The 7,230-nt window shown below is 50.4% G+C and carries 7 protein-coding genes; 5 read left to right on the forward strand and 2 right to left on the reverse strand.

The genetic code is table 11. The annotated features are described in order from the left end of the window. Nucleotides 1-257: 257 nt before the first annotated feature. Entirely contained in the window at nucleotides 258-1,409 is a 1,152-nt protein-coding gene (locus tag ACKFKF_RS29040; protein WP_446870853.1) for a quinone-dependent dihydroorotate dehydrogenase, read from the reverse strand. A gap of 28 nt (nucleotides 1,410-1,437) precedes the next feature. After that, entirely contained in the window at nucleotides 1,438-1,650 is a 213-nt protein-coding gene (locus tag ACKFKF_RS29045) for a hypothetical protein (protein WP_446870854.1), read from the reverse strand. Nucleotides 1,651-1,775: 125 nt separating this feature from the next. Here ACKFKF_RS29045 and ACKFKF_RS29050 point away from each other — a divergent pair, with 125 nt between their 5' ends. The 5 genes from ACKFKF_RS29050 to ACKFKF_RS29070 all read left to right on the forward strand — a co-directional run. Then, the gene (locus ACKFKF_RS29050; protein WP_446870855.1) at nucleotides 1,776-4,556 is read left to right on the forward strand and encodes a GAF domain-containing sensor histidine kinase; all 2,781 of its coding nucleotides are present in this window, start codon (nucleotides 1,776-1,778) and stop codon (nucleotides 4,554-4,556) included. Nucleotides 4,557-4,844: 288 nt separating this feature from the next. Next, entirely contained in the window at nucleotides 4,845-5,012 is a 168-nt protein-coding gene (locus ACKFKF_RS29055) for a hypothetical protein (protein ID WP_446870856.1), read from the forward strand. A 9-nt stretch (nucleotides 5,013-5,021) separates the two neighbouring features. Next, the gene (locus tag ACKFKF_RS29060; protein ID WP_446870857.1) at nucleotides 5,022-5,366 is read left to right on the forward strand and encodes a hypothetical protein; all 345 of its coding nucleotides are present in this window, start codon (nucleotides 5,022-5,024) and stop codon (nucleotides 5,364-5,366) included. A 112-nt stretch (nucleotides 5,367-5,478) separates the two neighbouring features. After that, nucleotides 5,479-5,610 (forward strand): hypothetical protein, encoded by a 132-nt coding sequence (locus ACKFKF_RS29065; RefSeq protein ID WP_446870858.1) that lies wholly within the window; start codon nucleotides 5,479-5,481, stop codon nucleotides 5,608-5,610. Between the two features lie 447 nt (nucleotides 5,611-6,057). Further along, the coding region (locus ACKFKF_RS29070) for a toll/interleukin-1 receptor domain-containing protein (protein WP_446870859.1) at nucleotides 6,058-7,230 on the forward strand (1,173 nt) is incomplete at its 3' end.

Consider the following 7,230-nt stretch of genomic DNA (forward strand, 5'->3'; position numbering starts at 1 on the left):
TTGGGGGGCAGAAGCGCTGAAGAACGAAGCAAAAAAACTTCATCGAATTCACGTTTAGCTGAATGGGAGTTCGTAATCTGGGCAGCCAAAGAACTTAGGAGATTTCCTTTAATAAATTTACCCGGCTGTCTCCATCGAGAGTTCTGAAAGTCAAAGTTCCCCAGAATTTGGGGATCTAGGGGGCTTCCCAAGGTTGGTAACTTCTTTGCTAGAAATCTCCTTAATCTCTTCGAGTTATCTGCAAGTCGCCCCTCAGATTAATTTTTGGAATTTCTGGGATTGTCGATGCCGATCGCCTCTCCCAAATTATCCAACCCTCGCTCATCTAACTTTTGCACCAATCCGTCTAAAATTCGGCGCACCATGCTCGGCCCCTCATAAATCCAGCCTGTGTAAACCTGAATCAAACTGGCCCCAGCCGCGATTTTTTCCCAAGCATCCTCAGCAGTAAAGATTCCGCCGACTCCCACGATCGGCAATTTTCCCTCAGTTTGCTGCCAGATAAATCGAATCACCTCAGTTGATCGAGTTCTCAGGGGTGCCCCACTGATGCCGCCCGCTTCCTCGGTCACCAACTTTCCGGTCGCTTGCAGGGCTTGAGTCTGTAGCCCGTCTCGTCGAATCGTCGTATTAGTCGCAATAATGCCCGCCAAATCGTACTGTTGAGCCAGCTTGAGAACATCTGCGATCGCTTCCCACTCCAGATCGGGCGCAATTTTGATCAGCAAAGGCTTTTCACCCTGATTTTCGGCTTGTAAAGCGGACAGAATAGGTTCCAATTGATCTGTCGCCTGGAGCGATCGCAGTCCCGGTGTATTCGGTGAACTGACATTGACGACGAAATAATCTCCCAATCCTTTTAAGAAGCGAAAGCTCCCCAAATAATCTTCAGCCGCTTTCTCAAGGGGCGTAACTTTTGATTTGCCGAGATTAATTCCTATGGGAGTTTTAAGTTTGTGATGATTTAGATCAGAACTTTTTAACCTTTCTGCTAATGTCGCGGCTCCCTGATTGTTAAATCCCATCCGATTGAGGGCGGCTCGATCGTCAGGCAGGCGAAACAAACGCGGACGAGGATTGCCAGGTTGGGCATGAAACGTAACAGTTCCTAACTCTGCAAAACCAAATCCAAAACTTGACCAGAGCGCTGCTGCTACGCCATCTTTGTCAAATCCGGCCGCCAGACCGATCGGATTCACAAATCTTTGCCCCCATAAACTTTGTTCTAATCGGACATCACCGACACAATAGGACTGGTACAGTTTAGACAAAACCCATCGCTTTGCAAATTGAGGCACTCCAGTATCGAGCCAGCTTAGAGTCTGCAAAGTCTGTTGATGCAGCCATTCGGGGTCGGCTTTCAAGCCAGAAAAAAGAATTGGACGAATCGCTGCTTGATAAATATCCACTAGTAACAAAAAATAATGAACACTTTATCTATTTTGACGAGTTGGAGAGCAGGTGAATGGGTAAATGGGGAAATGAGTCAACGACGGCTTCACCCTTCAGTCCTAATCTTCCACTGAGTGAAAAAATGCGGTTTTCAGGGCATTCTAAAGGATGAGTCTCATCTGTCTGGGAACGGTTCTGCGGACATTGTAGGGGCTGATCGCGCTCAACGGTGAGACGGGTCGGCGGTTTCTCAGTCAAATCACGATCTCGTTGAGTTACCCGCAGAGGGTTGCTTCGCCGTTCTACCCCACCCATCCTGACAAAGACCCTGACGACCCGTTTTCTCCTCCTCTGCTTATCTCTTGAAATTATCGTCTCGCAACATGGGTCAGTCGAAAGAGCCAAATGCCTATGAACAGCAACTCGTTAGCCTGGGGCGGGTCTTGCAAACGCTGCGTGAAGGTGACGATATCGAAGCCTTGCTCACAACGGCGCTATCCTATCTACAAACTCATTTTCAGCCTGATCTGATCTGGTTAGGGCTGTACGATCGCGTCGATCATCGGCTGGTCGGTAAAGGAGGCGCTCTGCCATCGGGTGAAGATAGCGCCTTTCTCAAACAGCGGTTTGTCCTGACTTCGGGCGATCTGATGGAGCAGGTGGTGATTCAGCAGCGTCCGATCACGCTCCCCGATCTCAGAGAAGAAGCCCGGGCCAGCGAGTGGCGCAAAGTGGCCAAAAGAAGCGGCATCCAGGGGACGATGATCTTCCCGATTTCTTACAAAGATCGCTGCTTTGGAGTTGTGATGCTGGGGTCGCGCCTGTGGGGAAACTTTCCCAAAACAGAGGAAAAAGCCCTGCTCTCAATGATCGTGGGTGAATTGGCCACCGCTCTCAACACCGTCGAAATCGAATGGAAACGCCAACAAATCAAACGCCCCGAACAGCCCCTTCTCACGCTGATTGGTCAACTCGGAGCGCTCCCTAATCTTGGTCAACGTCTAGAAGCGGTTGTCGAACAAACTCATCAGTTCATCAGTCCGTCTCGCACTAGTGTCTATTGGTTTGAGCGACAAAACCGCTACTTTTGGCGCAGAGTCACCAACCTTAAGCCGTCTTCTAGAGCGATCGAAGACAATCAGCCCGTTTCTGGAATCACGGTTCAAGAAATGAGTGGGTTTTATCAAGCGTTGGCCTCGGATCAGGTGGTGTCGATCGGCGAAGCGTTAAGTTCTTTAAGAGCCGATACGACCAGTCGCTTGATGCAGCAGATTCGCGCTCGATCGCTGATGGCCGCCCCGATTCTCTACCAAAACGAACTGCTGGGATTTTTAGCCACCGAAGGCAGTGAAGCTCGAATCTGGCAAGACGAAGAGAAAAGCTATCTGCGGGCTGCGGCTCAACTGGTTGCTCTCGTCGCCCCCCTAGAGGAACTAGAATCCACCGTCGAACAAACCAAACTCGACCAGGCCCTCACCGCCGACATTGCCCACGCTATTTACAGTACCGACGATTGGAAAGCCACCCTCAAAAACACGGCTGAACTGTTGGGCAAGCGGCTCAAGACCGATCGCTTTATCGTTCTCATGTACGACACCGAGCAAGAGCGGTTTGAGGTCTGTTATCAAAGCTATCCCAACAATCGGCGACCGTTGGCTTCTTCTCTAGCACGACTGGCCGAGATCGATTGGCAAATGCTAGAACGCAGTTTGGGCGCAACTGCCATTGAGAATCTAGAGGACGATTTACGGCTGGGCACCTGGCGCGATCTGCTGTTAGAGTTGGGCATTCGATCGCTGCTGGTCTGCAATGCCGCCCCCGGTCAGCCCCTCGAAGGCTTGGTGTTGATCTGTCACGAAGCGCCGCGATCGTGGAGTTTGCCGGAGTGTGAGTTGAGTCAGGTTGTCACTCAGCAGATTGGGCTGATTTTGCGCCAGTGGCAGCTTCAAAAACAAAACGACCACCAGCAAAAGATGTATCAGACGATTCAGTGGGGGTTGACGACGATTCAGCAGACTCACCAATTAGAGCTTTTGGAGCGATCGGCCCTGCAATATATCGCCCAGATTTTACAGGCTCCGATGGCGGCGTTGGTGTCGTGGTCTCCGGGTCGGCGCACCGGGCGGATTGTGCAGTCGGGCGATACAGATGGGCGGTTTACCTTTAATCCGATTCTCAAGGTTTCGACCTTTACTGACGCGCTGGTGCATCGGGCGCTAGAACACAACGGACTGTTGACGCTCTCGATCGATGAGGTGCCTGTCGAAAGTCGTCAATGGCTCAACGCTCCTGGCATTGGTCAACTTCTGATTATGGCCTTGAGAACGGCTCCAGAACATGAACCCACGGGCGTTTTGATCATTGCTGACCATTTAGAGCGCCACTGGAGCGATCGCCATTTCACGGCTTTAGATACACTGGTCAGCCAGTTTGCCTGGTCACGCCGCTATCTGATGTTGTCAGAAATGCTCAAGCTGCAACGCGAAAAGCTAGAACGTCTCAATTGGTACAAACAGCGTCGCATGGAGGAAATGTATCGATCGGTGAAACTGAGCGTCAAACGCCTGGGCGAGATTTCTAACCCCCACAAAGATGCGCTCTCAGCGACTCGTCAACAGCAAATTATGCGCCAGATCAACGATGCGATCGACCCGGTTCATCGAGTGGTTCGAGACGAACCGTGGCAATTGCAAATCAAAACGGAAACCGCTCCTCTGGTCAGTCTTTTGAGACGAGCCTTGGATCGCGTGGACAACCTGATCAAACAGCGTCAACTCTGGTCACAGGTTCACAATGAGACGAATCCGATGATCACAGGCGACATCGCCAAAATCGAACTGGTGCTGTATGAACTGCTGCTGATTGCTTGTCAGCGATCGCATCCCGGTGGACGCATTGATCTGTGGTGTCGGCAGTTAGATCACAGTTGGGTAGAGCTTTCGATTACTGATGACGGGGCGATCGAGCCTCGCTTGATCGAAGACCTCGAAGCCGGCCGAGCCGTTGACCTTTTGGCCCCGTCGATGTTAGACAAGCCTCCTGGTCTACATTTGGCGATTTGTCAGTCATTGATGAAGCAAATGGGTTCTGAGTTTAATCTCTACAGGCTGGAAGACGGGCGAATTATGAGCCGATTGGTGCTGTCGTTGGGGATGGGGAGATAAAAGGGATGAGGGATGAGGGATGAAGTGCGAGGTAAAGTAATTGTCAGTTCGATGAACTGCTTCGCTTCGTTTTTAGATCCGAGAACGCCCCCTAAATTCCCCGCCCTTGAGGGACTTTGAACCAGAATTCTTCTCTTAAAGTCCCCCAAAATTGGGGGGTTGGGGGGCAGAAGCCGTGAACAACGAAGCGAAAAACTCTATCGAATTCACCTCAGAATTGGGGGCAGAAGCCGTAAACAACGCCGCGAAAAACTTGCAGCAAAGTCACGTTGGGGTAATGACGATCGTGTGAGCCACCCAGCCGAAGACTTCAGCGAAGTTACGATCGTTCTAGCGATGCTCAAGATTGACGGGTGCTTTCTGCGGCGGCGAGAGAGAATGCTCACGACTTCGCGCGGGTGGGGGGCGGGTAGTAAAGGACTCCAGGCGCTCACGTCGGCAAAACCTCTGGCGTAGAGATTGTGAATGGTTTCGATCGTCCCTTCACTTGACCCGATCACCAACACTAATAAGCGCTTGTGGAGCAAATCGCATCCGCTACAATTGAATCCATCGTTCCAAGCCGTTCGTGCGATGCATCTTCAGGTCTCTTCGGTTCAGCCGAGTTCTTCCCTCCAAATTTTGCTAGAGCAACAGCCCGATGGTCAGATTCGAGCGTCGATTCCAGCTTTACTGAATTGTTCGGTTAGTCGTTTAACCCGTGAAGCAGCGATCGCGGCCATTCAGCAACTTCTCTCAGAGCGGCTCTCCACACTCGAAATTCTCGCCGTTGATTTAACTCTCCTCAAGATGTCGAGAAACCCTGGATGAAGTTTGCGGGAGTTTTCAAGAATGATCCAGAGTTTGCTGCGATCGTCAAAGTGCTCCGAGAAGAAAGAGAAATTGATGAGGATTCTCCTGCGTACTCTTTGCATGACATCGAATGACGCTACGGATTTTAGACACTGATCACGTTTCACTCTTTTTAGGGCGGCATCCGCAAGTTGCAGCAGAATTGGGAAGGACAGGATTGAGTTGGGCAATTACTGTGATTACGGTGCAGGAAATTCTTTAATGGCTGGATTGGCGAAATCAACCATCTCAGCCCCAGCCAAGATCCCGTCAAACTCTATGCAAAGCTTTGGATATCTACTGAGTTCTTTAGGTCTGCAACCATTCTCAACTTTGATGCAATTGCAGACGATCGCTACCAACAACTTCTGCGGCAACAACCCGAACTGAACAAGAAGCGGTTAGTGAAAGATATGAGAATTGCTGCTATTGCCCTGACGACGGGAGCCATTATCGCAACCAGAAACCAGCGAGATTTTTCGTTAGTTACGAACCTGATTATGGAAGATTGGGTGTCTTCATAGAGCATCCAGACATCAATTCGCGATGAACGCAAAGCTTGAAGTTGTGAGGCGATCGCTCTCATTTCCTAACAACATTCTGCAATCCGACTGAGATTTTGGGGTGGAGCGAGTATTCTGATGTTGGAATAAAAAGCCCCCATACTCTCATGACTGACGTTTTTCTGTCTTATTCTCGGAAAGACAAAGCCTTTGTGCAAACGCTGCATGATGCACTCAAGGCAGAGCAGCGAGAAATTTGGGTGGACTGGCAAGATATTCCTCTGACGGCGGATTGGTGGCAAGAGATTGAGCGCGGCATTGAAGGCACCAATACCTTTGTGTTTGTGATCAGTCCTGATTCGGTGGCATCAGACATTTGCCGCAAAGAAATCGACCATGCGGTTAAGCACAATAAGCGGCTGGTGCCGATCGTTCATCTTGAGGGCTTCGATACGACCAGGGTGCATCTGATGTTGTCGAAGTACAACTGGTTGTTTTTTCGCGAGACGGATGAGTTCGATAAGGGCTTTGCTTCTTTAGTTCAGGCGATCGAGACGGATTTGGAATATGTGCGATCGCATACGCGGATTCTAGAACGGGCGATCGAATGGGACAAGGCATTGTGTAACGATAGCTTCTTGCTGCGAGGCATCGACTTAGAAATGGCAGAAACTTGGTTGTTAAAGGGCGCGAGTGAGCAACCGCAACCTACCGAGTTACAAGGAAAATACACTAACGCAAGTCGCGTCGCCGAGATGGAACGACAACGAAAAGAAGTAAGACGACAACGAGTGTTTATGGCGGGAGTTGGGACGTTTGCAGTGCTGGCTTTAGGTGCAGCAGCGTTTGCGTTTTGGCAGTGGCGAATTGCGGAACAAGGGAAGGCCAATGCTGAACTCAATGTCCAGAGTTTGAGTGCGCTGAATTTACAGACTTCTAATTTAGAGCTTGAGGCATTGATTGAGGGCTTGCAGTCAGAGCAGAAACTGAGGCAGATGGGAAAAGAAGCAGAGGCAGACACAAGGATTCAGGTAATTACAGCGTTGCGGCAGGTACTCTACAACATCAACGAGCAAAATCGCTTGGAAGGGCATAGTGATTCTATTTACAGTGTGAGTTTTAGTCCTGATGGTAAGACGATCGCCACAGGCAGCAGGGATAAGACCGTGAAGCTATGGACCTTAGACGGGCACGAACTGAGGACGCTCAAAGGGCACACCAATACTGTTCACAGCGTGAGTTTTAGTCCTGATGGTAAGACGATCGCCACAGGCAGCGGGGATAAGACCGTGAAGTTATGGAGCTTAGACGGACAGGAACTGAGGACGTTCAGAGGCCAC

This window comes from Phormidesmis sp. 146-12, assembly GCF_052939495.1.

Excerpts from the sequence above, each read along its gene's own strand:
- ACKFKF_RS29065 (WP_446870858.1), top strand. The coding sequence starts at position 5,479 with ATGACGCTACGGATTTTAGACACTGATCACGTTTCACTCTTTTTAGGG.
- ACKFKF_RS29050 (WP_446870855.1), top strand. The coding sequence starts at position 1,776 with ATGGGTCAGTCGAAAGAGCCAAATGCCTATGAACAGCAACTCGTTAGC.
- ACKFKF_RS29060 (WP_446870857.1), top strand. The coding sequence starts at position 5,022 with ATGGTTTCGATCGTCCCTTCACTTGACCCGATCACCAACACTAATAAG.